This is a genomic window from Microvirga sp. RSM25 (assembly GCF_044784385.1).
Taxonomy (GTDB): Bacteria; Pseudomonadota; Alphaproteobacteria; order Rhizobiales; family Beijerinckiaceae; genus Microvirga; species Microvirga tunisiensis.
In genome coordinates this window covers 7501-28114 of record NZ_CP173039.1, presented here as the reverse complement: position 1 = coordinate 28114, position 20614 = coordinate 7501, and the positions used below count along the sequence as shown (strand labels likewise).

Annotated in this window: 21 protein-coding genes (1 of these 21 cut by a window edge); 10 read left to right on the top strand and 11 right to left on the bottom strand. The window is 62.8% G+C overall.

Features of this window, described 5'->3' with window-relative positions; translation table 11 throughout:
- Positions 1-15: 15 nt before the first annotated feature.
- A complete protein-coding gene (locus ACD578_RS00140; RefSeq protein WP_152710830.1) occupies positions 16-738 on the top strand; it encodes a response regulator transcription factor in 723 nt (240 codons plus the stop codon).
- Here ACD578_RS00140 and ACD578_RS00135 read toward each other — a convergent pair.
- On the bottom strand, positions 735-1676 hold the full coding sequence (locus ACD578_RS00135) for an alpha/beta hydrolase (protein ID WP_404289793.1): 942 nt from the start codon (positions 1674-1676) through the stop codon (positions 735-737). The two genes, ACD578_RS00140 and ACD578_RS00135, sit on opposite strands and share 4 nt — an antisense overlap.
- 110 nt (positions 1677-1786) lie before the next feature.
- Between ACD578_RS00135 and ACD578_RS00130 the strand changes: the two genes are divergently transcribed.
- Positions 1787-2050, top strand: coding sequence for a DUF6460 domain-containing protein (locus ACD578_RS00130; protein ID WP_404289791.1), 264 nt, complete (start codon positions 1787-1789; stop codon positions 2048-2050).
- Between the two features lie 17 nt (positions 2051-2067).
- Positions 2068-3405, top strand: coding sequence for an MATE family efflux transporter (locus ACD578_RS00125; protein WP_404289789.1), 1338 nt, complete (start codon positions 2068-2070; stop codon positions 3403-3405).
- A 9-nt stretch (positions 3406-3414) separates the two neighbouring features.
- Here ACD578_RS00125 and ACD578_RS00120 read toward each other — a convergent pair whose 3' ends face one another.
- On the bottom strand, positions 3415-4500 hold the full coding sequence (locus tag ACD578_RS00120) for a quinone-dependent dihydroorotate dehydrogenase (protein ID WP_404289787.1): 1086 nt from the start codon (positions 4498-4500) through the stop codon (positions 3415-3417).
- Positions 4497-4841 (bottom strand): DUF952 domain-containing protein, encoded by a 345-nt coding sequence (locus ACD578_RS00115; RefSeq protein WP_404289785.1) that lies wholly within the window; start codon positions 4839-4841, stop codon positions 4497-4499. Before ACD578_RS00115 ends, ACD578_RS00120 begins: the two co-directional genes overlap by 4 nt.
- A 154-nt stretch (positions 4842-4995) precedes the next feature.
- Between ACD578_RS00115 and ACD578_RS00110 the strand changes: the two genes are divergently transcribed.
- Entirely contained in the window at positions 4996-5628 is a 633-nt protein-coding gene (locus tag ACD578_RS00110) for a S24 family peptidase (RefSeq protein ID WP_404289783.1), read from the top strand.
- 7 nt (positions 5629-5635) lie between these two features.
- On the opposite strand, the gene ACD578_RS00105 is transcribed toward ACD578_RS00110, so the two are convergent.
- Both ACD578_RS00105 and ACD578_RS00100 read right to left on the bottom strand, forming a co-directional pair.
- Entirely contained in the window at positions 5636-7369 is a 1734-nt protein-coding gene (locus ACD578_RS00105) for a lysine--tRNA ligase (protein ID WP_404289781.1), read from the bottom strand.
- A gap of 105 nt (positions 7370-7474) precedes the next feature.
- Entirely contained in the window at positions 7475-8353 is an 879-nt protein-coding gene (locus ACD578_RS00100) for a transporter substrate-binding domain-containing protein (RefSeq protein WP_404289779.1), read from the bottom strand.
- 67 nt (positions 8354-8420) lie between these two features.
- Between ACD578_RS00100 and ACD578_RS00095 the strand changes: the two genes are divergently transcribed.
- Entirely contained in the window at positions 8421-10316 is a 1896-nt protein-coding gene (locus ACD578_RS00095) for a glycosyltransferase (RefSeq protein ID WP_404289777.1), read from the top strand.
- A gap of 179 nt (positions 10317-10495) precedes the next feature.
- On the opposite strand, the gene ACD578_RS00090 is transcribed toward ACD578_RS00095, so the two are convergent.
- Both ACD578_RS00090 and ACD578_RS00085 read right to left on the bottom strand, forming a co-directional pair.
- Positions 10496-12685: an ATP-dependent RecD-like DNA helicase gene (locus ACD578_RS00090; protein WP_404289775.1), complete on the bottom strand. Its 2190-nt coding sequence runs from the start codon at positions 12683-12685 to the stop codon at positions 10496-10498.
- A gap of 106 nt (positions 12686-12791) precedes the next feature.
- Positions 12792-13457 (bottom strand): trna delta -isopentenylpyrophosphate transferase, encoded by a 666-nt coding sequence (locus ACD578_RS00085; RefSeq protein ID WP_152715834.1) that lies wholly within the window; start codon positions 13455-13457, stop codon positions 12792-12794.
- A gap of 360 nt (positions 13458-13817) precedes the next feature.
- Here ACD578_RS00085 and ACD578_RS00080 point away from each other — a divergent pair, with 360 nt between their 5' ends.
- On the top strand, positions 13818-14468 hold the full coding sequence (locus tag ACD578_RS00080) for a hypothetical protein (RefSeq protein ID WP_404289773.1): 651 nt from the start codon (positions 13818-13820) through the stop codon (positions 14466-14468).
- An 88-nt stretch (positions 14469-14556) separates the two neighbouring features.
- Here the strand turns inward: ACD578_RS00080 and ACD578_RS00075 are convergent, their stop codons facing one another.
- Genes ACD578_RS00075 through ACD578_RS00065 form a run of 3 tightly spaced genes read right to left on the bottom strand, consistent with a single transcriptional unit; the run spans position 14557 to position 17683 of the window.
- Positions 14557-15558, bottom strand: a complete 1002-nt coding sequence (locus ACD578_RS00075) for an exonuclease SbcCD subunit D (RefSeq protein ID WP_404289771.1) — start codon at positions 15556-15558, stop codon at positions 14557-14559.
- A complete protein-coding gene (locus ACD578_RS00070) occupies positions 15555-17390 on the bottom strand; it encodes an AAA family ATPase (protein ID WP_404289769.1) in 1836 nt (611 codons plus the stop codon). The genes ACD578_RS00075 and ACD578_RS00070 overlap by 4 nt, the downstream gene beginning before the upstream one ends.
- Entirely contained in the window at positions 17387-17683 is a 297-nt protein-coding gene (locus tag ACD578_RS00065; RefSeq protein ID WP_404289767.1) for a hypothetical protein, read from the bottom strand. Before ACD578_RS00065 ends, ACD578_RS00070 begins: the two co-directional genes overlap by 4 nt.
- A gap of 290 nt (positions 17684-17973) precedes the next feature.
- Between ACD578_RS00065 and ACD578_RS00060 the strand changes: the two genes are divergently transcribed.
- The 3 genes from ACD578_RS00060 to ACD578_RS00050 are packed head-to-tail and all read left to right on the top strand — an operon-like array spanning position 17974 to position 19313.
- Entirely contained in the window at positions 17974-18588 is a 615-nt protein-coding gene (locus ACD578_RS00060; protein ID WP_404289765.1) for a hypothetical protein, read from the top strand.
- 5 nt (positions 18589-18593) lie between these two features.
- Positions 18594-19007, top strand: coding sequence for a hypothetical protein (locus tag ACD578_RS00055; protein WP_404289763.1), 414 nt, complete (start codon positions 18594-18596; stop codon positions 19005-19007).
- A 30-nt stretch (positions 19008-19037) separates the two neighbouring features.
- Positions 19038-19313 carry a hypothetical protein gene (locus ACD578_RS00050; RefSeq protein ID WP_404289761.1) on the top strand — a complete coding sequence of 92 codons (276 nt, stop codon included), beginning with the start codon at positions 19038-19040 and terminating at the stop codon, positions 19311-19313.
- A gap of 72 nt (positions 19314-19385) precedes the next feature.
- Here ACD578_RS00050 and ACD578_RS00045 read toward each other — a convergent pair whose 3' ends face one another.
- Entirely contained in the window at positions 19386-20183 is a 798-nt protein-coding gene (locus tag ACD578_RS00045; protein ID WP_404289759.1) for a class I SAM-dependent methyltransferase, read from the bottom strand.
- A 256-nt stretch (positions 20184-20439) separates the two neighbouring features.
- On the opposite strand from ACD578_RS00045, the gene ACD578_RS00040 reads away from it, so the two are divergent.
- On the top strand, positions 20440-20614 hold the start of the coding sequence (locus tag ACD578_RS00040; protein ID WP_152715824.1) for a single-stranded DNA-binding protein. It continues 326 nt past the right edge of the window; 175 of the gene's 501 nt are visible here — the first part of the coding sequence; its start codon is at positions 20440-20442; its stop codon lies beyond the right edge, outside the window.

The window sequence follows — 20614 nt, the reverse complement described above, 5'->3', positions numbered from 1 at the left end:
CCGCCTTGCTATTTCATGAGGGATGCGGCTAAGGCTCAAGCAAGCGTCTCGTGGGAGAAGGCACACGTGCAAAGTCAAACCACCACGATCATCATTGCCGATGACCATCCGTTGTTTCGCGGGGCATTGAGACAGGCCGTCGCCTCCACCATGCCCCAGGCCCGGGTTGTCGAAGCGAGCGGCATGGATGACTTGAACGTCACGCTGACCCAGGAGCGGGACGTCGACCTGATCCTGCTCGATCTGACGATGCCGGGCGTACAGGGCTTTTCCGGACTGATGTCGCTCCGAGCCCAATATCCCGAACTGCCCGTCGTGATTGTTTCCGCAACGGAAGAGCCCACCGTGATCCGCCGTGCCATGGATTTCGGCGCCTCCGGCTTCATCCCGAAATCCATCGATATCGACAGCATCGGCGGCGCCATTCAGGCGGTGCTGGCCGGCGACACCTGGACCCCGCCGGACGTGGACCTCTCCGCTTCGGAAGATCCCGAAACCGCCGATCTCGTCCGCCGCCTCGGCACGCTGACCCCGCAGCAGGTTCGCGTCCTGACCATGTTGTCTGAGGGCCTGCTCAACAAGCAGATCGCCTACGAGCTCGGCGTCTCGGAAGCCACCGTGAAGGCCCACGTGTCGGCCATTCTCGACAAGCTCGGCGTCGACAGCCGCACGCAGGCGGTCATCGCTGCCTCGAAGATCGGCGTGACCCAGCGCCCCTCCCCGGCCGGGGCCGATTAAAGCCTCTCGATAAAGCCATCGATCCGCGACAGCGCCTGTTCCGACAGAGCGCTGTCGAAGCGGATGAACACGTGGCAGCCACCGGGCCAGATGGCGAGGTCGGTCGTGTTGCCGGCCGCCACCCAGCGCGACGCCATGAAGAGGCTGTCGTCGAGGAGCATGTCCTTGGTCCCGACGGAGAACAAAGCCGGCGGCAGGCCTTTCAGGTCGGCATAAAGGGGCGAGATATCTGGATCGCGCGGGTCGGGGACCTGACCGCAGAAATTGTCGGCAAAGACCCGCACGTCGTTCGTGTTGAGGATCAGCCGCTCGCTGCCCCAATGCCGGACGCTCGGCGTGAGAGAAAGATCGTAGCACCCGGCGAAGAGATTGGCGCCCCGGAAGGGCTTCAGCCCGTGCCTGCCGCGCAGGCGCAGGATCGTCACTGCCGAGAGATGGGCACCGGCCGACTCGCCGCCGATGAACAGGCGCGAGGTGCCGAACCGGCTCTCCATCTCCCGGATGACCCAGAGGGCAGCCGCCTCGCAATCGTCGGGCGCGGCCGGATAGGGATGTTCGGGAGCAAGGCGATACTCGACGGAGACGACGGCAAGGCCGCATCTTTCCGCCAGACGGTCGAGCCATGGGTCCTGTTCGTCCGCCGTGCCCCAGGTCCAGCCGCCGCCATGGATGTGGAAATAGACGCCGCGCGGGTTGTCCGGAGCGATGATGCGCAGGGGAATGGGACCGGCCGGCCCATCGACGGTGATGGTCCGGGCCCGGCTGCTCGACGGCATCAGGGGGAACGGCCCCAATCCCTGGCGACGCCGCTCCCGCACCAAGGCCGGAGGCACCGACATCGGATCGGGCAGAGCGGCGAGCTTTGCCACGATCTCGGCATTCTGGACGCGGATCTCGTCGCTGACGGCGGAGGGGTCGAAAAGAGTGGGATCGATCATGCGAAGCTCGGAGTGGGTTGCGTTCGTCGCCGGCCCTTGCGATGAAGCACACGCAACGACCCAGGTCTATTACGCTTTCTTCCAGTGACGCTTTCTGACGAGATGAGGACATGTCCAACCTGAACCGTTTTCTCGGCGGCTCCCCCGGCTCCGTGCTGGTGAAGCTGATCTTCCTGTCCCTGCTCGTCGGCGCCTTCCTGGCGTTTCTCGACATCACGCCTGTCGGGTTGATCGAAGGCCTGTTCAACTGGATCGCCTCCGTTCTCGACCTCAGTCTCGAGACGGTTCTCGATGTGGGGCGCTGGATTCTCTACGGAGCGATCATCGTCGTCCCGCTCTGGCTCATCTCGCGCCTGTTCAGCAGCCGGCGCTGAAACCTTCGAGGACCATCATGGACGGCTCAGCGACCGCGCGGCGGCTGGACATCTCCCATCGCCGCATCCTGGCCCTCGCGCTGCCGATGACCTTGTCGCATGTGACGACACCCCTTCTGGGGCTCGTCGATGCGACAGTGATCGGACGGCTTGGCGAGGCGCATCTGCTCGGAGCGGTGGCGCTGGGCGCGGTAATTTTCGACTTCGTGTTCTGGAGCTTCGGGTCCTTACGCATGGCAACCGCCGGCCTGACCGCCCAGGCGACCGGCGCCGGCAACCGGCATGAGATCGACCTGACGCTCGCCCGGGCTTTCCTGGTAGCCGGCATGACGGGCCTTCTGCTGATCCTGCTGCAATGGCCCATCGCGACTCTGGCCTTTTCCATGGCGGGTGCGAGCCAGGCGGTGACGGATGCCCTCTCGACCTACTTCTTCATCCGCATCTGGGCGGCACCCTTCACCCTGGCGAACTACGTGATCCTGGGTTCCACTCTGGGGCGCGGTCGCACGGATCTCGGTCTGTTGCTGCAGGTGGCGATCAATGTGGCCAATATCGTGTTCACGATGGCGCTGGTCCTCGGCTTCGGTCTCGGCATTGCCGGTGCAGCCATCGGCACGGCACTCGCCGAGGTGCTGGGGGCAGGCCTCGGCATCGTGGTTCTGCGCCGCCTCGGCTCGAACCCGCTGGCGGTCACGTGGCCTGAGGTCCTGAACCGGGCGGAGATGGTGCAGACGCTGGCCATGAACCGGGACATCATGATCCGCAACGTGGCGCTGATCCTCGCCTTCTCGATCTTCAGCGCCCTCGGAGCACGGTCCGGCGATGTGACGCTCGCGGCGAATGCGGTGCTCTACAACATGTTCCTGATCGGCGGCTATTTCCTCGACGGCTTCGCCACCGCCGCCGAGACCCTGTGCGGCCAGAGCATCGGCGCCCGCGACGAACGGGGCTTCCGGCGCGCCATCCACTTGAGCCTGGGATGGAGCCTCGGCTTCGGTCTCGCCGTGTCGGCGATCTTCCTGATTGGCGGCGGCTTCTTCATCGACTTCGTGTCGACGAACCCGGAGGTGCGTTCCTATGCGCGGGATTATCTGGTCTTTGCCGCTCTGACCCCGCTCTTCGGTGCCGCCGCCTTCGCCTTCGACGGCATCTACACGGGAGCGACCTGGACTCGATCCATGCGCGACCTGATGGTGATCGCCTTCATCGCCTACGGAGCCATTCTTCTGGCGGCCGGCAATCTCGGCAACACGGCGCTCTGGATCGCTCTCCTGACTTTCCTGAGCGCACGAGGCCTCGGCCAGTTCATCCTTTATCCGAGGCTGGCGAAGAGAACCTTCGCCAACATGTCTTGAGCGGAGATCTTAATACCGCCCCTGCGCAATCGCCGATGCATCGCGCCCGAGGGCTTGCGCCAGCGAGGTGTTTTCGTTTTCGAGCGTCTGCAACAGCCCGCGCTTGATGTCGCCGATGAGGCCGGGCCCCTTGTAGACCATGGCCGAGTAGAGCTGCACCAGACTCGCACCGGCGCGGATCTTGACCCAGGCCGCCTCCGCGGAGTCGACGCCGCCGACACCGATGAGCGGAATCTTGCGCTCCACGCGCAGGAATGTCTCGGCGAGAAGTTTCGTGGACGGGACGAACAAAGGCTTGCCGGACAGACCGCCCGTTTCGGAGGCGATCCCCTTCTCCCTCAAGCTGTCGGGCCGGGCGATGGTGGTGTTGGAGACGGTCAGCCCGTCGATGCCGCGCTTGAGCGCCGTGGCGACGATCGCATCCAGCGTATCGAGCGAAATGTCGGGTGCGATCTTCAACAGGATGATCGTCTTGCGCCTGCCCTGATCCGCCTTGTCGCGTGCGTCCATGCTGCGGGCGAGGAGATCGTCGAGGAACGCCTCTCCCTGCAGGTCGCGCAATCCCGGCGTGTTGGGCGAGGATACGTTGATCGTCAGAAAATCGGCCAAACCGCACAGCCGCTCGATGCACAGAACGTAATCGGCGATCCGGTCGGTCGAATCCTTGTTCGCCCCGATATTGACGCCGACGATACCCGGACGACCGCGACGGTTTGCGAGCCGCCGGCGGGCTGAATCGAGCCCCTCGCTGTTGAGGCCGAAGCGGTTGATCACGGCTTCATCGCGTGTCAGCCGGAAAACCCGCGGCCGCGGGTTGCCCTCTTGCGGCTTCGGCACCACGCCACCGAGTTCGACGAAGCCGAAGCCGAGACCGAGGAGTTGATCGGGCACTTCGCATTGCTTGTCGAAGCCTGCCGCAAGTCCCACGGGATTGGGAAATTGCCTGCCGAACACATCGACGGACAGGCGCGGATCGTCCACCGGCGCCGGCGATATCGGCATCAGGGACAATCCACGGATCGTCAGCTGGTGCGCCGTCTCCGCATCGAGCGCATGAAGAGCGGGTTTGGCCAGGGAAAAGAGAGCGCCGATCATCGGGCAAGATCCGGAAAGATGTGCTGGCCATCCTGGCCGAGGGGCAGTGACTTCACCCATCGAACGGCGGAGAGGGACAGCGGAGCATAGAGGTGCGGGAACAGGTCTCCGCCGCGGGAAGGCTCGTAACGAAGGGCTTCGCCCAGCGAATCGACATCGACGGCAACCAGCAGCAGATCGTCCTGCCCGGCAAAGTGCCTTTTAGCCGTCTCACGGACCTGTTCGACTGTTGAGAAATGGATGTACCCATCCTGGATATCGACAGGCGCTCCTTCGAAGGAGCCGGCCTTTTCAGCCTCTTGCCAAAGAAAAGCGGGGCAAATTTTGTAAATAATGCGCATGAAGTCTTGATTAGCCGTGCGTCACATCAGGAGCAACCCAAATTAGACATATTGTCTCAATAGTCTGTTGCCAGTTGTCTAAGCTTTCGGTCACATTTAATTCCTAATTATAGGTTCGCTTTCATTTATTTCGCTCCTAGCGAAGGTTAGTACAATGTTATCTCACGAGCGCGTCTGGGCTGCTATCGATGCGTTGGCATCACGCCATGGCATGACCGCATCAGGACTGGCTCGCAAGGCCGGTCTCGACGCGACCAGCTTCAACAAGTCGAAGCGCGTGAGTCCCGAGGGCCGGGAGCGCTGGCCTTCCACGGAGTCGATCTCGAAAATCCTGAAAGCCACCGGCGCGACCCTGGAGGATTTTCTCCGCCTCGTCGAGCCCTCCGGTTCCTTGCGCCGCTCCATGATCCCGTTGATCGGCATGGACGACGCGGTAGCCGGCAAAGTCTTCAATGAAGAAGGCATGCCGAACGAAGGCCCGGGCTGGGACGAGATCGAGTTTCCCGATTTCGGTCAGGAGAAGGTTTTCGCTCTCGAAGTCACGGGCGATGCCCTGGCCCCGCTCTACCGCGACGGCGATATCCTCATCGTCTCGCCGACGGCCAGCACCCGCAAGGGCGACCGGATCGTCGTGTGCACGACCAATGGGGAAATTCTGGCCAAGGAGCTCAAGCGTCGCTCGGCCAAAACTCTGGAAATAACGTCCTTGGCCAAGGACCAGGAAGACCAGATGATCCCGACTGAAGAGGTCTCCTGGGCTGCCCGTATCATGTGGGCGCGGCAGTAGACGCTCGTCAGACCGCGCGGCCGGCCCCGCGCTCCTTCAGGAAAGCCTCGTGCTCGCGCACAAGATCGCCATTGAGCGCCTTTCTGATCAGCGCCCGCGTCTCCTTCACCCCGTAGAGAGCGATGAACGAGCCGAAGCGCGGGCCGCGGGGCTCGCCCAGCAGCACCTGATAGATCGTATTGAACCACTCGATGGACACGCCCGGACGGTCGGGCGTTGCGCCCTTGGCCTTGAGATCCTGATAGCGCGGTTCGGCCCGACCCACGTTGTAGATCTCTTCCTGGATCGCTTCCGCCGTCGCCGGACGGTCTCCGGCCTCGAAGGAGCCGAGCACTTCTTCCAGTCGCTGCAGCGACGCCGCCTCGACCTCGTCCGCCAGGCGATAGGCCTTCTGCGGCTTCACGAAATCCTCGAAGTAGCGCACGGCACGCTTCACGAGGCTGTCGAGACGCGGATGGGTTTCCGGCGAAACACCCGGCGCATAGCGGCGGATGAAGCCCCACAGCACGTTGGGATCCTCGGAATTCGCCACCGCCACCAGGTTGAGCAGCATGGAGAAGGAGATCGTCGTGCCGGGCTGATTGCCTCCGTCGGACGACACCAGCTCGGGAGCCGGCGGCTCGCCCGAATGGAGATGCCAGACCGGATTCATCAGGCGCGCCTTGGCATCCTGCGCCGGATACTTCTCCAGGAAGGTCAGGTAATCGTCGACCTGGCGCGGGATCACGTCGAAGTAGAGCTTCTTCGCCTCGCGCGGCTTGTTGAACATGAACAGCCTCAGGCTGTCCGGCGTGCCGTAGGTCAGCCACTCGTCGATGGTGAGCCCGTTGCCTTTCGACTTGGAGATCTTCTGGCCCTTATCGTCCAGGAAGAGCTCGTAATTGAACCCATCCGGCGGCAGGCCGCCGAGAGCCTTGGCGATCTCGCCCGACAGCTTCACGCTGTCGATCAGGTCCTTGCCCGCCATCTCGTAATCGACGCCGAGCGCCACCCAGCGCATGGCCCAATCGGGCTTCCATTGCAGCTTGGCATGGCCGCCCGTCACCGGTGTCTCGAAGCGCTCGCCGGTATCCGGATCGCGCCATACGATCGTGCCTGCGTCGAGCTTGCGCTCGTCGATCGGCACTTGCATGACGATGCCGGTCTTCGGGTGGACAGGCAGGAAGGGCGAGTACGATTGCTGGCGCTCCTCGCGCAGCGAAGGCAGCATGATCGCCATCACCGCGTCGTAGCGCTCGAGCACGGTGAGCAGCGTCTTGTCGAAGCGCCCGGCCTTGTAGCACTCGGTCGCGGACATGAACTCGTAGTCGAAGCCGAAGGCATCGAGGAATTCGCGCAGGCGTGCATTGTTGTGATGCGCGAAGCTCTCATGGGTGCCGAAAGGATCCGGCACCTGGGTCAGCGGCTTGCCGAGCGCGGAGGCCACGAGTTCCTTGTTCGGAATGTTGTCCGGCACCTTGCGCAGACCGTCCATATCGTCCGAAAAGGCGACAAGGCGCGTCGGGATGGTATCACCGGTCAGCACCCGGAAGGCATGGCGCACCATGCTGGTGCGGGCGACCTCGCCGAAGGTCCCGATATGCGGCAGGCCCGAAGGGCCATAGCCCGTCTCGAACAGAGCCTCTTTCTTTCCCGTCCGTTTGAGCCGCTCGATGAGCTTGCGCGCCTCCTCGAAAGGCCAGGCGGTGGCAGTCTGGGCGGCGTCGATCAGAGCAGGATCAAGGGTCAGAGGGTGAGACATGGGCCTAGTGCTTGCGGGAAAATGCTTCCAGAAGCGCGGCACACTAGGGATCAGACCTGTTAGGGTCAATGCGATAAACCCGTCCGCTCCAAGGCAGAGGGAAGGTTAGAACGGGCTGATCGGGAAGAAACGCAGGTAGAGCTCGGCGTATTTTCCTTCCTTCCACAATTGCTGCAGGGCGAAATCCAGGGCCCGGCGCAGGTTCTCATCCTCGGCTCGGGTGATGAAGCCGATCCCTTCGCCGAAGAAGCGGCTCTCCAGATAAGGCCCGCCGGAGAAGTCGCAACATCCGCCCGCCTCCTCTCCCCCGATCCAGAGCGCAAGGCCGAGGCCATCGGCGAACAGGTAGTCGATCTCGCCTGCCTTAAGGGCAGCCTGAGCGGCGGCCAGCTCCGGATAGGGCTTGAGGGTAGTGCCGGTCACGAAGGCTTTTGCGAAGGCCTCATGGGCCGTGCCGCCGACAACGCCGATGGTCTTGCCCTGAAGCGCCTTGGCTTCGGGAGTGGGCTGATTGCGGTCCTTTCGCACGGCAAAGCGAGCCGGAATCTTGAAATACGGGGCCGTCACGGCGAAACGCCGCCGCAGATCCGCCGTCACGGGAATGGCGGCAGCCACCACGTCGCCCTGCCGTTCGTTCAGGGCGTCGAGCAGCATGTCGAAACGGCGGACCTGGATGGTGCAGGTGATGCCGAGACGCTCGCAGGCGGCGCGGGCAAGTTCCACCGAGAGCCCGGTCGGATTGCCGTCCAGCCCAGGAAAATGAAGCGGTGGAAAGTCGTCATCGACGAGAAAACGGATCGTGCGGGTAGCCGGCAGGTCGGGCCGGTCGAGCTGCGCCTTGGGGTCCCAGAAGTTCGGAATGGCCACGCCTTGCGCCTGCGCAAGGCTCGGCAACAACAGAAGAGCCGATAAGGCCCAGATAAGCCCGGTGGGCTTGATCTTGGAAGGGAAGCGCGCAATCAATGTAATAATATCTCGAAGCATAAGCTGATATTCTCTTGCACGCGACCCCGCACCCATCAAGCGTGTCTTTCGAAAGTGTCCTGTGCTCATGAGGCTCGGTCTAGCGGAGCCAAGCCCACAGTCAACAGCACGGCCGATAGCACTGCCGGTCGAGATCGGCTTCCTGGCCCATCACGGGTATCCACCGGAAACCCTGCGCCAAGCCGCGATCCTCGCTCGATCCGTCGGGGTGCCGGCCGATGAATTTCTGCTGAAGCACAACCTCGTCGGCGAGGATGATTTCTACCGCGCCCTTGCGACCGAACTCCAGCTGCCCTTTTTGGCGGCCCCCCGTCTGTCGCGATCAGCCCATTATCCCAACAGCGTCTTGGCGGGCATCGCCCCCTTGGCCAACCGGAAATCCGGCTTCGTGATGGCGCCACGCGGTGAGGCGCTCGCCCGCTTCCTCAGAACGCGGCCCCGTGGTGGGCCACTTGCGATCACCTCGCCATCGCGGATGAGAGAAGCGGTCTTTCGCGCTCGAGGCCCGTGGATAGCACATCGGGCCGCGTCCGATTTGGCCAAACGGACTCCCGATCTGGCAACCGATCTCAGCTATGTGCAGATTGCGGTTCTGTTCATCGGTGTTACGCTCATCTCGTTCGGCATCTGCCACGCTCCGGGGGCGACCATCGCAAGCGTGGGCGCCGCTCTGGGGCCGCTGTTCCTGGGTATGATCGTCCTGCGGCTCGCAGCCTCGATCATGAACAATCCCATTGAGCCGAAAACCCAGTTGCCCCGCGCCGAGGATACCGGTCTGCCGGTTTATACGATCATCGCGGCGCTCTACCGCGAGAAGCGGGTGGCTGCCCGGCTCATCCATGCCTTGTCGCGGCTCGATTATCCCGCGGCGAAGCTCGACATCAAGCTCGTGCTTGAAACCGATGACCGCGAAACGCTGGAAACTCTTCAGGCTATTGAACTGCCGGGCAATACGGAGATCATCGTCGCCCCCAAGGGCGAGCCGCGCACCAAGCCGCGGGCGCTCAACGTCGCTCTGCCCCTGGCGCGGGGCCGCTTTACGGTCATCTACGATGCCGAAGACGTGCCGGATCCCGGCCAGTTGCGCCTGGCTGTCGCCCGGTTTGCAGGTCTGCCGCGCGACGTTGCCTGCCTTCAGGCGCGTCTGACCATCGACAACACGGACGATTCCTGGCTCACGCGGCTTTTCACCATCGAGTACGCAGCCTTGTTCGATGTGTTCAATCCAGGCTTGGCGGAGATCGGAAGCCCCATCCTCTTGGGCGGCACCTCGAATCATTTCCGCACCTCGGTCCTGAAGGCAATCCATGGCTGGGATGCCTGGAACGTCACCGAGGATGCCGATCTCGGCATTCGTCTGGCGCGGTTGGGCTACGGGGTCAGGGATCTTCCTTCCTCGACGCTTGAGGAGGCACCAAGCACCCTGGGTGCCTGGATGCGGCAGCGAACCCGGTGGATGAAAGGCTATGTCCAGACCGCGACCAGCCATTCGCGCAAGCCCGGGGTTTTGCTCCGCCAATTGGGCATCTGGCGCTTTTATGGTGCTCTTGTTCTGACCTGGGGCATCGTGCTCAGCGCCGTGGTCTATCCGCTCTTTTCCGCGCTGTTCCTGACATGGTGGCTTTCCGGAACGGCCAGGCTCTTCGCTTCGCGATGGGAGCTCATGGGATATGCTTACAGCCTGACGCTGTTCTTCTCCGGAGCAATCGCGATCGTCGTTCCGGCGTGCTTTGCCCTTCACAGGCGCCGCCTCTGGCGGCTTCTGCCATGGGTGCCGCTGCTTCCGTTCTATTACGGGCTCGTCAGCCTCGCGGCCTGGAGAGGTTTGTGGGAACTGGCGACGGCAACGTTCCGCTGGAACAAGACGAGCCATGGCCACGCTCGGACGTCGCGGAGCGGCCCCGTTCAGAAGCACCAGGCCAGGGTCGTCAGCACCAGATCGTTGAAGACGGCGCCACCATAGCGCCACCAGAGGAGGCCGCCGGATGCAACCAGGCACAGGACCGCCCCGGCGAGAAGGCTCACACGGACCCGTCTCTCCTGCTGTTCGGCTTGTCCCGTTCCCGCACTCACGTGTTCAAATCCTTCAAAGGCGGCCGCTGGGGACCAAACATAGAGCGCTCCGCATTCAAGGGAAAGGGATCAGGCCTGGAGCCAGTTCCGCAATCTGGAGAGGCGTGGCTCTTCCTCATGAGTGACGGCCTGAGCCAGTGCGGCGCGGCTTCCGATCAGGATGACGAGGCGGCTTGCGCGCGTCACGCCCGTATAGAGGAGCTTGCGCCGCAGCATGGAGGCCTGCTGCAACGCTACAGGAATGATCACCGCCGGATATTCCGATCCTTGCGCCTTGTGGATCGTGACGGCATAGGCGAGGGCCAACTCGTCGAGTTCCCTGAGCGTGTAGACCACGAGCCTGTCGTCGAATGCGACCGTGAGTTCGCCCTCTGTGCGGCTCACCTCACGGACGATGCCGACTTCTCCATTATAGACGTCGCGCTCGTAGTCGTTCCTGACCTGCATGACCTTGTCGCCGGGACCGTAGACCCATCCGGCACGGTGCAGGCTCTCGGGTCCCGGCGGATTGAAGATCTGCTGCAATTCAGCGTTCAGCATATGCGTGCCGAGCCGCCCGCGGTTCATCGGGCACAAGACCTGGACGTCCCGCACGGGATCGAGACCGAACCTTCTCGGGATGCGATCGCGCATGAGGATCGTCATCTTGGCCATTGCGTCCGCCGGGGCATCCGCCTCCACGAAGTAGAAGTCGGAGTCCGGTTGGTGCATCAGATCGGGCACGAGGCCGCGATTGATGGCGTGCGCCACCGTGATGATGCGGCTCTCCCGCTCCTGCCGAAAGACTTCCCGGAGATGCACGACCGGAACGGCGCCGGACGCGATGATGTCGGAGAGAATCTGTCCAGGCCCAATGGAGGGAAGCTGGTCCACGTCGCCGACGAGGAGCAGGCAGGCCTCATTCGGCAAAGCGCGCAACAGCGCCGCCGTGAGTCGGATGTCGAGCATCGAGGCTTCGTCCACGACGAGGAGATTGCAGTCGAGCGGCGCATTGCCGTTGCGCCGGAACCCACCCTCGGAGGCTTCGAGCAGCCGGTGCACGGTCTTGGCGGTAAAGCCTGTGCTCTCGGCCAGCCGTTTCGCAGCCCGTCCGGTCGGTGCGCAAAGAGCAACCTGCAACTCATGCTTCGCACAGAGATGCGTCAGGCTCCGGATGAGCGTGGTCTTGCCGACACCGGGGCCGCCGGTGACGACGAGCACCTTTGCCCGGCAGGAGGCTATGAGCGCCTCGCGCTGGCTGACCGAGTAGGACACGCCCGTAGCAGCCTCCGCCTCGACAATCACCTGTGCGGTATCGAGCCCGCGCCAGGGATGGAACCCTTGCGCGATCTCCTTCAAGCGCTGTGCGATGAAAAGCTCTGCGCCGTAGAGGCTCTTGAGGAAGATGCAGCGGTGCCCATCGAGTTCATCGGCAGCAAGCTGGCCCGCCGCGCATTGCGCATCGAGCACAGGCGCCAGCTGAGCCTTTGACACTTCGAGCAGAATGCTCGCCTGCTGCAGGAGCTCGTCGACCGGCAGGCCGGAATGTCCCTCTTTTACGGCTTCGGACAGAACACTGGCGAGCCCGGCCTGCAATCGTATTTCGGCCGTCGGCTCGATTGAGAGCTGCATGGCCGCTTGATCGGCCAGAGCGAATTCGAAACCTGGAATGTCGAGAGCAAGCCGGTAGGGATTGGCCGAGATGATGTCGATGGCCCCGACGCCATAGGCGCGGTAGATGCGCGTGAGCAGGAAGCCGCCGATGCCGTGTGCGTTCAGGAACGCCGCGATGTCCTTGAGGGTGCGATGCTCGGCCCAAGCCTCGCCGATGCTCAGAGCCTTCGCCATGCCGATGCCGTGCACGCGCGTCAGCTCATGCGGCTTCTTCTCGATGACGTCGAGAATGCGCGATCCGAAGGAAGCGATGAGCCGCTGCGCAACGGAAGGGCCGACGCCCTTCAGGAGACCGGATCCGAGAAAGCGCTGCAGGTCTTCCGCCGTCGTCGGAGCCGAGGTCTTCAGCTCACCGGCCCGGAACTGAACCCCATGATTGCGATCGTGCAGCCACTCACCGGTCGCCTCGACGACTTCGCCGATGGCGACCGATGGAGCATGGCCGACAACGGCAACCGGCTTGCGGTGCCCGCGCGCCTTGACGCGCAATACGCAGAAGCCGGTCTCGTCATTGTGGAACGTCACCCGCTCGATGGAACCGACAAGATGTTCGGAGAGGGACAGGGCGTCCTGGTCGGAAGCAGTGATGGCGGAGGAATTCGGCATCGATCAGCGAGACCACCAGCGCCGGGACGCCATGAGAACCGAGAGTGGACGAGAATTAAGAATGGACGAGACGGTGAGACCGTCTCGTCCATGATCGCAGCAAAATTTAGGCTGCCTTCTTGGTCGGCCAGCCGAGTTCGACGAGGCGCGCCTTGGCAAAGTCGCGGATCTCGTCGCGGATGCCTTCCGGCAGATCGGCGAGCACCTTTTGCGTGTCGGCGTGGAGCATCAGGTCCGTGACCGCGTTGATGGTCTTGGACTTCTTGATCTTCGCCTTCAGATCGTCCTCGATGTTGCCATCGGCGGCAGCCGCTTCAACCTTGCCCTTCTGCGGCTCGGTCTTCTCGAGCTCCACATGCGGGTCGGCATAGCCCGGGCGGCCCTGCTTGAACTCGTCGGCTTCCTCCTCGGAGTAGACGTAGCCATGCAGCTCGATGAGCTTGAGGATCACGCGATCTTTCGCCCGCTTCTCCGCCATGGCGTAGACATAGGCCGCCTGCTTGCCGGAGACGCGGTAGTTCACGCCGATCAGCGCCTCGCCGATCGACCACTCGACGCGCTCGCCCATGCGGCCCGTCACCTGGATGACGGCCTCGTCGCGCTCGGCGCGAATGATCTTGGGTTCGTCAAAGACGACCTTCGCCTGGGCGGCGATGCGCTCCAGGGTCTTGTGATAGATGACGGCCGTTCCCTGGACGCGCCAGACATTCCCGGCCATCGGCTCGCCGAATTTCCCAAGCACCTCGGAAATCTTTTTGTCAGTCGTATTCATCCTCGATCCTAACTTTCTCAAAAGCCCGTGAATCGGTCACGCTCTCTTGTCGCAGCCTTATTCCGGCCGGCGCGTTCGTTATTTGTTCTATAGCAAATTTGAGGCTCCCGGTCCACTTTCGACTCCACGAGGCGAGACAATAAACTATTGTTCGTCAGAGACTTAACCCATGTGCCATTTTGTCTCAAGCGCACGAAGCGAGGCCGTGAGAGGGCGCCCTAAAGCTCCCGTTTCGGGAGCCGTTTAAAGTTTGACCCCTATCGTATTGTTCTATATATGTTCTCATTATACTACAGGCGAAAAGCTGCCGGAATATCGGGCGGCCTGCCCAATCCTTGAAAAGCCAAGCTGGAGGCTCCGATGTCCGCGCAAGCGCTCCTCGACCTTTCGGACCGGCGCCCGGCCCGGCGTCCAGGAACCCGCCGGGCCCAGAAGCGCCCGTCCACGCCGCTCACGCGCAATGCCCTGATTGCCGACTACCTGGCGCTCTGCGAGCTTGACGCCGAGATGGAGTCCTTGCGCGCGCCCGCCGATCCGGCTGAGTTCACCGTTGGGGACGAGACCATCGCACACGTTGCGGATTTCGAGATCGTGAAGGATGGCGCCGCCTATCTGGTCGATGTGGTGACCGACGACGACCTGCTGCAGCATCCCCTGCGCGCTGCCGCAATCCATGGCATCACCTCCTCGGACGGCCGCCCTTTCCTGATTGAAACGGCCGCCAGCATCCGGGCCGAGCCGCGCTTCACGACCATGCGCCTCATCATGGCCTGCAAGCGCACTCCCGTGACCGCGGGAGACCGGGTGCGGGTTCTGCATCAGCTCGACGAGATGGGCACCATGCGACTGGTGGATTGCGCCAGCGCCGTCATGAACACGCAGGATGGTGTGGCGGCCGTTCTGGCGCTGGCCTGCGAGGGGCTGATCGCCGTCGACATCAGTCGTCCGATCCTGCCGGAAACACAGGTGCGCCGACGCCGCCTGCCCTACACCGATCCGTTCGCGTTCTAGAGCATCTTTCGTCGAGGTGGATCCGCCTCGACGTTAAAAATGCGGCACCGCAAAGGGCAGAGATGATTCCACGTGAGTGGAAACAGCCCTAGGATTGCGCGGCGTGACGCTCCACCGCCTCGCCGAGAAGCGAGCGCACGATGGCGCGCACGGCATCCGACGTGTCGTCGGCGGCGAATTTCGCCTCGATCTCGTCGCGAACGATCGAACCGTCGCCGCTCCGCTTCAGTTCGGTCGAGGATTCCGCCTGCAGCAAGGTGACAAAGGCGCTTTCCACCTCCCGCGCCACATCGGAACCGTCAGCCGCCTCGACCACGCGCCCCGTGAGATCGAAGACATTGTTTTCGAACGGCAGAGCCTGCGGCTCCAATGCACCGCTGCCATCCAGGATCCAGGCGCGGGGAACATGATCCACGAGATCGACGGATTGGCGCGTGATGTTGCCGGGGTTCATCCAGCGCGTCCGCCCGGCGAGAACGGATTTCTGCGTCTTGTGGATGTGCCCGTTGATGAGGACATCGCAGCCCTCGACTGCAAACGGCGGCACTGCTCCCGGATAGCCGCCGTCGAAGGCGATGTCGTGGTGCGTGAACCATGCGTGAAGATCGACACCCGCGAAGGAGCCGCGCGCATCGGTTGGGATCGTCTGGCCATAGGGTGTCATGCCGATGCCGATACGGCGCGCGCCGATCTGGAATTCGGTCACGGGAGCCGATGTGGCAATCACATCGACCACGTCGCACAAGCCCAGCAGCGCCAGCGAGTCGCTGTCGGTGAGCATCGTGTGCTGGATGTCGTGATTGCCGACATTGACAATGGGACGATGCCGGAAGCCCTTCAGAACGCGAATGAGCTGGTTCTTGAGCGCCTCGTCGGTCTCAACAGGCCGGTCGAACAGATCGCCCAGGATCACGACGGCAAGCTGCCGCTCGTTGGCAATAGTGACACAGCGCTCCAGCTTGCCGAGCACGGCTTGCGGCCACACGGCATCCTTGCGCCGCCCTGGGCGCCTCGAGCCGACATGCGGATCCCCGATGACGAGGACACCATTGCACTGAATCTCGGGAAGACGGTCTCCGGACAGGATCATGCGGTCAGCCGCTCCGACGGCGTAGAAGAAAGCGAGGGATGGGCGTGATGGTCCAGCAGGTTCTCAGGCTTCACCGGCGCGCCGCAGGTGGGGCAAAGCCCACCGGTTTCCTCGACGAGCTGTGCCATTTCAGCCTGGAGGGATGTCAGCCCTTCGTCGACCTGCGCGATCCGGCTCTGCGCGATCAGAGCCGCAGAGCGGAGATCGTTCATGCGCTTCAGGATATTTTGTGCCGACGAAGTGTTTTCAAGGGTCGGAAGAGCCTCGGGCAGGCTCTGCAGCGCCGCGAGCCGCGCCCTGCTCCAGGCAAGGCTATGACTGAGCCCGATGACGCGTCCTCCCAACCGCTCGCGCTCGCGCGAGCGCTCCACCATGCGCGTGAGATGGGCCAGCTGCTCGGCCTCGGGGAGCTTTGCCGTGATCTCGGCCCGCGCCTGTGCCTTCTCCAAGCGGCGATTGAGATCGGCGAGCTGCGATGCGCGCTGCTGCAGCGTCTGCAGATGGGCCGAAGCGTCCTTGAGATCGTCCCCCAGGCGGCGGATGGCCGACAGCCTGTCCTTGAGACCGTCGAGATCCTTCAGCCCTTCGAGGGCCTCGCCGAGCGCGATCAAATCGCGCTCGCCGTTGCGCACGAGATCGTTGTCCCGCCGGCAGCGCTCGCGATGGATGACGAGCATATCGCGGATGTAGCCCGCCTCCTGCCCGATCGAGAGAACGGCGGAGCGGCGGGACGGCGTCTCCCCGAGAAGGAAGACGGGAAACTTCTGATGCGCGATGTGAACGTCGAGGTCTTCCACCTTCCGGATGCGGATGAGATCGGCGACCCAATCGGGAACACTGCGCCCGCCGGTCTCGTAGCGCATGCCCCGTTCCTCGACGATGGCGCCGTCCGCTTCATGCAGAGACCAGATATTGACGGGCGATCGACGGGGCTGACGCGTGAAACGCAGTGTCCGGCGTCCGGCAACCCCGATCTCGACGCTTGCCGCCTTCGCGCCCGCCCGCACGAGACTGTCGCGGGCCTCACCATAGAACACGGCGCGCAAGGCACGGATGAAAGTCGACTTGCCGCGGTTGTTCGGGCCGATCAGCGCATTCACGCCGGGGCTCAAGGGAAGTGTCGCGTCCTTGTACGCCTGCACATTGGCGAGCCGAATGAAACGCAAGCCCGGTTGCACGTCGTCCCACGCGGCGCTGGTGTCGGAGGACTGCACATCGACGCCGGAGACGGGCTCGCCGACGATGCGGGCGATGTGGAACTTGCCGGAGAATTGCGACAGGTCGTGATGTGAAACGGCGAGGCACTGCACGCCAAGACGCGCCGCGCCGTCCTCCAGCACCCGGTAGAAGGACGAGACGCGATCCGGCGCGATCCAGCAATCCGCTTCGTCGAGGGCGAGGAAGCGGGCGACATCCGCCTTGACCACCGCGATCAGCCGCAGCGCCATGCCGACCACATTGGTCAGCGCGCCGCCGTTGTCCTCCAGCACATCTTCCAGGGAGCCGTCCGGACGGCGCACGCAGATATCGAGCGAGGCCAGGCCGCGCTCGGTCGAGAGGTCCAAGGCCACAGGCTTTTCACCCGGCAGAACCTCCTGCACCAATGCGGTCAGAAGGGTTTCGAATGCGGACAGGCTGCGGCGGCTGGCGGAGCCATGGACCGCCTCGATGAAGGCCTCCACCTCGTCCTTGACGGCAAGTCGCCCCTTGGCGAGCTCGATCTCACGGGTCAGTTCCTCGCGTCGTATCCGCAGGGCATCGCGCCGTCCCTCCAGGCGCGCGAGGGACGCTTGCGCCCGCGTGGCGTCGTGATCGATGGAATGCCCGATCAACGCTCGTCTCCAAGCTGTCTCAGACGCGTCTCGACCTCGCGCAGCGACGCGCCAAATTCCTCGGCAAGCTTGGCATTCTTAGCCTGTGCCTGCTCGATCAAAGACTGGATCTGCCCTTCGTCGTCCGTGCCCAGTTCCGACAAGGCCAGCGCCCTCGCGTCTTCGAGCTCGCGCGTCAGGCGCTCGACCTCGCCCTCGGCCCGGATCCGCTCCGCCCGAAGCTTGTCGAAGGTCTTGCGCATCTCCTCCAGGCGCCGGAGCTGGTCTGTTTCGAGTCGGGTCAGATTGGTCATGAGGGGGCGAATCCGCTGTGCTGGAATGGTCGAGCTTCAGGTATCGCCAGCGATATTTCGCCGCAACGACTTTGCCTCTTTTTGGACGGGAATAAGCGCAATCTCTTCAATCCTGGCATCCGACCCTCCACATAGTATCGGTTACTCCAAGATTACAGTCCCAAACCGCGGACTTTGCTTGACACAGCGGCCCTCGGGAGTATGTTCTTGGTTTGTTCGCATCCCCTGTATGCGTTGTGGATGTGACGCCATTAGGGCAGCCGCGCCTCACCGCCGCAAAGGATCCTGCGATGACCGCCATGACGGACGAACGACCGATCTTCGAGAACGACGAATGGCTCGTGATCGAAAGCGGCCTGGAGCACAAGCGAACCGGTTATTTCATCGACCGCGAGAGCCTCGGCCAGCGCCGGGAGGATGGTCTGTGGACGTGGCCGCTGCACATGGCTGAGAAGAGCTGGTGTGCCATGCAACCGTTCTCCGAAGCCTTCTCCCGTGCGGCGTCCGTCTTTGGTGTCACGACAGGTGCGGAGCTGGCGCAAACCTTCAAGATGGCGCGCTGCGAGATCTCCCCCTGGCCGAAGGTTGCAAGAGAATCTAACCGGCGCTCCAACCCCGTTCCGCTCATCCCGCGGACCTTGCATCCGCAAGGCTTGAACCCCATCTTCATCGAGCCGCGCTCTTCGGAGAAGCCCTTGAATGGTCAAGGTTTTCAGAGCCCGGACGATGCCTGGCGCATACGCCCTCAAACGGGCGCGCGCCTGTTTCTGAAAACCCCGCGTCCCCGTCCCGAACGCCTGAGCCTGGCGCGAGAAGCCGACCTTCCATGGCGAGCGCAGCGCCGGATTCGAAAGACAGGGACAAAGCTTGTTCGGCTGCTGCAGGCTGCCTGGAACATAAGGTGAGATGAATGCCGAGCTTCGGACTTGAAGAGACAATGCGGTATGGCGCGAATGCTTTTCAGGAAGATATCTCCGGAGCGGAGACGACATCGCCTGAAACGGCGGATGAATTTGCACAGCATGTCGTCGACGCAATCTGTCATGCGAGCGTGACGCCAAGCGTCGGTCGCCGCACGTTCGAGCGCTGCATGCGCGCGCTCAGCCTGGGATCAACGGCCCGGATTGGATTTCGCCATCCTGCCAAGGCTGAGGCGATCGACATGATCTGGCGCGAGCGTGAGCGACTGTTCGACGAGTACAACGCAAGTCCCGATAAGCTGCGCTTCCTTGCAGCGCTGCCCTGGGTGGGACCCGTGACGAAGCATTCCCTGGCTCGCCGGCTCGGCGTCTACGCAGAGCATGCACAGCGGGCCGTCGCCTAAAGACGAAACAACAAGAAGAGGTATCACCCCATGACCAAGGTTCGCGCAAGCGATGTCGGCTTCTGCGTTGTCGATGACAACGCCAATGACATTGCCGATAACCTCGTCCACCGCATCCGCGAGGCTGCTGCCGAGATGGAGAGTCAGGTCAACCGGCTCTATCGGGGGCGCCGGGCCTATGACCTTGAAGAAGGCACCAAGCTCGACCTCAACAAGGCCATCGAGCAATTGAATTATATGGCGCGCACCCTGCGCGAGGTTCAGAGCGAACAGTCGAAGGTCGTGTACCTTCAGGCTGCCGAGTAAGCTTCACTTTCAGAATAGCGGTGACACAGTCACCGCTATTTTTGTATCGGCCACCAGTTCCGTAACCGTCGCTTAGGCCTTTACGGCCAAGATGAACAGCACGAGCGGCGCATGCTGATACCAGCGGTTTAGCCAATCATATCGACGTGCCATTTCTTCGCTCGGGCGCGGCTCCTCAACCTTCACAATTCGAAATCCGGCTTCGCTGACGGCATTGATGTAGTCGGACAGAGTGCGCGGAAAGCGCGGCACCTCGAAAGGCTCAAGCATGGTCGTGCCCGGACGGCGGCCGAAACGCCAATATTCAACAAAGGGTGTTCTCTCGAAATAGCGGCCAATACGAAGACCGAGATGAGATCCTTCCTCATCCGTGAGCCACCGGATCGCAGGTGTGATGAAGCAGGGGTGAAGAACGCTGAAGCACAGAGTGCCGCTTGGCTTCAGAACCCGGGACGTAGCCCGCATCGCGGCTGGCAAGTCCGGCCCGTCCATGAGCGCCATGGTCGACACAGCGCAGTCGAACTGCCCGTCCGCAAAGGGCGAGAGATCGTTGAACGAGCCGACCTCATATGTGATGCCGAGAGGTTCCTCTTCTTCCTTCCGGCGGGCATGCTTGATCATCTCAGCGGACAGATCAACGCCGGTCATCATTCCACCGAGCTTCGCGAAGCGGCGTGTGTTCGAGCCCTCGCCGCAGCCCAAATCAATGATGCGCTGTCCGGTCATGGAGGGAACGAAGTCAAGGAAAGCGGGCAACGTATAAAGCTCTCGGTAGAAATCGAAGCCCGCTGTCACCTCCTGGGTCCAGATCGCAGCGTTCCGATCCCAAGCGGCCGCGACAGCTGCTTCATCCAAGATCTCATCGGTCATGCCAGACTCCTGAAGCCGAGCCGTAACCTTTAGCCCTCATGGCACTTCACAGACAACTCGTGCGCCGATGCTTCGCGGGCCGGAAATTCCCTCGCCGGAAACGGACCGGGCCACCCAGGGACCTTGTGTTTCACGTGGAACAAAGATAGAACAATAGGCGATGCCTCTCACCGGGCAGGAATGTGCAACCGACCTGAAAACGTGTGGCATCCCCGATGCTTCAGCCGTTCAGGAGAGATGAAGTGGAGAGGCCATCATGGCTGGAAGCGTAAACAAGGTGATTTTGGTTGGCAATCTGGGGCGTGACCCGGAGGTGCGGCGATTGTCGAACGGGGAGCCGGTGGTGAACCTGCGCCTTGCCACGTCGGAGACCTGGAAGGACAAGGGCACGGGCGAGCGCAAGGAGAAGACCGAGTGGCACTCGGTGGTGA

Bases quoted from the DNA above. Each gene is read 5' to 3' on its own strand.
- ACD578_RS00140 (WP_152710830.1), top strand. From the start codon at position 16: ATGAGGGATGCGGCTAAGGCTCAAGCAAGCGTCTCGTGGGAGAAGGCA.
- ACD578_RS00135 (WP_404289793.1), bottom strand. From the start codon at position 1,676: ATGATCGATCCCACTCTTTTCGACCCCTCCGCCGTCAGCGACGAGATC.
- ACD578_RS00130 (WP_404289791.1), top strand. From the start codon at position 1,787: ATGTCCAACCTGAACCGTTTTCTCGGCGGCTCCCCCGGCTCCGTGCTG.
- ACD578_RS00125 (WP_404289789.1), top strand. From the start codon at position 2,068: ATGGACGGCTCAGCGACCGCGCGGCGGCTGGACATCTCCCATCGCCGC.
- ACD578_RS00120 (WP_404289787.1), bottom strand. From the start codon at position 4,500: ATGATCGGCGCTCTCTTTTCCCTGGCCAAACCCGCTCTTCATGCGCTC.
- ACD578_RS00115 (WP_404289785.1), bottom strand. From the start codon at position 4,841: ATGCGCATTATTTACAAAATTTGCCCCGCTTTTCTTTGGCAAGAGGCT.
- ACD578_RS00110 (WP_404289783.1), top strand. From the start codon at position 4,996: ATGTTATCTCACGAGCGCGTCTGGGCTGCTATCGATGCGTTGGCATCA.
- ACD578_RS00105 (WP_404289781.1), bottom strand. From the start codon at position 7,369: ATGTCTCACCCTCTGACCCTTGATCCTGCTCTGATCGACGCCGCCCAG.
- ACD578_RS00100 (WP_404289779.1), bottom strand. From the start codon at position 8,353: ATGCTTCGAGATATTATTACATTGATTGCGCGCTTCCCTTCCAAGATC.
- ACD578_RS00095 (WP_404289777.1), top strand. From the start codon at position 8,421: ATGAGGCTCGGTCTAGCGGAGCCAAGCCCACAGTCAACAGCACGGCCG.
- ACD578_RS00090 (WP_404289775.1), bottom strand. From the start codon at position 12,685: ATGCCGAATTCCTCCGCCATCACTGCTTCCGACCAGGACGCCCTGTCC.
- ACD578_RS00085 (WP_152715834.1), bottom strand. From the start codon at position 13,457: ATGAATACGACTGACAAAAAGATTTCCGAGGTGCTTGGGAAATTCGGC.
- ACD578_RS00080 (WP_404289773.1), top strand. From the start codon at position 13,818: ATGTCCGCGCAAGCGCTCCTCGACCTTTCGGACCGGCGCCCGGCCCGG.
- ACD578_RS00075 (WP_404289771.1), bottom strand. From the start codon at position 15,558: ATGATCCTGTCCGGAGACCGTCTTCCCGAGATTCAGTGCAATGGTGTC.
- ACD578_RS00065 (WP_404289767.1), bottom strand. From the start codon at position 17,683: ATGACCAATCTGACCCGACTCGAAACAGACCAGCTCCGGCGCCTGGAG.
- ACD578_RS00060 (WP_404289765.1), top strand. From the start codon at position 17,974: ATGACCGCCATGACGGACGAACGACCGATCTTCGAGAACGACGAATGG.
- ACD578_RS00055 (WP_404289763.1), top strand. From the start codon at position 18,594: ATGCCGAGCTTCGGACTTGAAGAGACAATGCGGTATGGCGCGAATGCT.
- ACD578_RS00050 (WP_404289761.1), top strand. From the start codon at position 19,038: ATGACCAAGGTTCGCGCAAGCGATGTCGGCTTCTGCGTTGTCGATGAC.
- ACD578_RS00045 (WP_404289759.1), bottom strand. From the start codon at position 20,183: ATGACCGATGAGATCTTGGATGAAGCAGCTGTCGCGGCCGCTTGGGAT.